We start from the raw sequence: 2511 nt of genomic DNA, 5'->3' as shown, positions 1-2511 counted from the left end.
GAAGAACCATTCCTCGCTGAACTGGGAGCTTTCTTTAAAAGGAATACTAAAAGTTATGGAGAAACTAACTATAAAGAGTACCCGGGGGATTATCTACTGCAGATTAGAAGATACTCTCCCAGAAACAACGAAAGAAGGAACACGGTGAATGAAATAACGGGAAATTAATGAGGAGCTTGAAGCTGTTCTTCCGCAGAATCTCCCCTTCAGGGATTTTCCTGTGATTCTTGAGGAAAGAGCAGGATTTACTTCAGAAAGGGTTTATTTGAGAGAGGTTTTGTGCTTTTATATTAGGTAGTAAGGAGAGAAGGAGGAATAAAGTGGCTAAAGTACTTATAAGCGGAGGAGCGGGTTTTATCGGCTCTCATATAGCGGAAGCCTATCTTGCTTCGGGCTTTGATGTAGTGGTGGTGGATAATCTTTCTACCGGCAAAAGAGAAAATCTACCCCGGGGAGTGACTTTTTATGAAGGAGATATAACTTCTCTGTCGGATATGGAGGAAATATTTTTTCGGGAAAAGCCAGATTATGTCAATCATCACGCTGCCCAGATCAATTTGCGTCGCTCCACAGAAGAGCCCCTTTTTGATGCTCGGGTAAATATCCTGGGGAGTATTTCTCTTTTAGAGCTAAGCGTAAAATACCGAGTTAAAAAATTTATTTTTGCCTCCACCGGGGGAGCTATCTACGGAGAGGTAAAAACACTTCCCGCTCGTGAAGACATGCCTGCTTTACCTCTTTCTCCTTATGGAGTGGCTAAGCGTTCGGTAGAGCTATATCTTAACTATTATCATAAAGTGCAAGGTCTGGATTTTGTGGCCCTGCGCTATGGCAACGTTTATGGTCCTCGCCAGGACCCTCGAGGAGAAGCAGGAGTTGTAGCCATCTTTATCTCTCGGATAATTAAAGGTGAGCCCTGTATCATCTTTGGTGATGGGCGAAAAACTCGAGACTACGTTTATATAGAAGATATAGCCAGAGCTAATCTTTTAGCTCTATCTGCCTCGGGAATATATAATTTAGGAACGGGTAAAGAAACCAGTGTTTTAGACCTGGTGGAGGTTTTGAAAAAAGTTAGCGGAGAAGATTTCCCGGTAGTGTTCGGAGAAGAGAGGAAGGGAGAAATAGACCGTATTGCTCTCTCTTCGGAAAAAGCCAGAGAAGCTCTGGGCTGGACTCCTTCTTTTTCCTTAGAAGAAGGGATTGGCCACACCTGGGAATGGTTTAAGGAGGCAAAACAATGAGAGCTTTGGTGCTGGAAAAACCCGCTCCTATAGAGACTGATCCTCTTTTACTTTGCGACCTTCCTCTTCCACAAATCAGTGAGGAAGAAGTTTTGATCCGGATTAGAGCCTGTGGGGTTTGTCGAACTGACCTCCATATTGTAGAGGAGGAGATTCCGCATCACCTTTTGCCTCTCATTCCTGGTCACCAGATAGTGGGAGTGGTAGAAGAGGTGGGAGAAAAGGTAAAAGACCTGTCTCCGGGGGAGCTCGTGGGGGTTCCCTGGTTAAATCGGGTGTGCGGGAGGTGCCGCTTCTGCCAGGACGGAAGAGAAAATTTGTGTGAGAGTGCTCTTTTTACTGGCTATGATGTTCTAGGAGGATATGCTGAATACGTAGCCACACATCAAGAGGCAGTGTATAAATTGCCAGAAGGGTATAAAGATGAAGAATTGGCTCCCCTTCTTTGTGGGGGAGTAATCGGTTATCGAGCTTATCGGATGAGCGGGGTAAAAAAAGGAGATACTCTGGGTATTTTTGGATTTGGCTCCTCTGCTCATCTCGTAGCTCAAATAGCAAAAATAGAGGGAGTGGAAATATTTGTTTTTACCAGAAGTCCTGAACATCAACTTTTAGCTCGAGATCTGGGGGCTTCTTTTGCAGGAAGGGCAGAAGACCACCCTCCTCATCTTCTGACTTCTGCCATAATATTTGCCCCCGCTGGTAACTTAGTTAAAAACGCCCTCCTTTATCTGGAGCGAGGTGGAGCGGTGATTATGGCCGGAATTTATTCTACCCCCCTACCGGAGATTCCCTATTCTCTCCTTTATTGGGAGCGGAGCATAAAAAGTGTGGCCAATAGCACCCGCCAGGATGTTCGAGAACTCCTGGATTTTGCTCAAAAACATCATCTTGAGGCAAAGACCGAGATTTTTCCGCTCACAGAGGCCAACCGTGTTTTACAGTTGTTGAAAGAAAGCAAAATTAAAGCATCGGCTGTGCTTAAACCAGAAACGTAAAGAGAATTCATCACCCGCAGCCCACAAATGTTACTATCCGGATTTGCCAGGAAGAATGAGATCATATTGGTGTAAAATGATTGCAATAGTTTTAGAGGAGAAGTATCTTAAAGGGACTAAAAAATAGGGTAAGAGCATACTGGATTGTTTAGTCAAACGACAGTTAAATAATAATATAAAGGTACAGACAAGAAGAGGAAATGCTGAGTAGAAGGGTGTTACAAAGGTTTTTGCGGTTAAGTGTATCATCTAAAGAATAGGCTGTGTAG

The 2511-nt window shown here is 44.0% G+C and carries 2 protein-coding genes; both read left to right on the top strand.

Features of this window, described 5'->3' with window-relative positions:
- Window positions 1–320 precede the first annotated feature (320 nt).
- On the top strand, window positions 321–1244 hold the full coding sequence (locus GXZ17_RS00750; RefSeq protein WP_409375381.1) for an NAD-dependent epimerase/dehydratase family protein: 924 nt from the start codon (window positions 321–323) through the stop codon (window positions 1242–1244).
- Window positions 1241–2242, top strand: a complete 1002-nt coding sequence (locus GXZ17_RS00745; RefSeq protein WP_409375380.1) for a zinc-dependent alcohol dehydrogenase family protein — start codon at window positions 1241–1243, stop codon at window positions 2240–2242. The genes GXZ17_RS00750 and GXZ17_RS00745 overlap by 4 nt, the downstream gene beginning before the upstream one ends.
- Window positions 2243–2511: the final 269 nt, after the last annotated feature.

The sequence above is a fragment of the Candidatus Sordicultor fermentans genome (genome assembly GCF_012728195.1).
In the GTDB taxonomy this organism is placed as follows: domain Bacteria; phylum Atribacterota; class Atribacteria; order Atribacterales; family Caldatribacteriaceae; genus Sordicultor; species Sordicultor fermentans.
The sequence above is the reverse complement of the archived record's forward strand: the minus strand, read 5'-3'. Positions and strand labels throughout refer to the sequence as shown.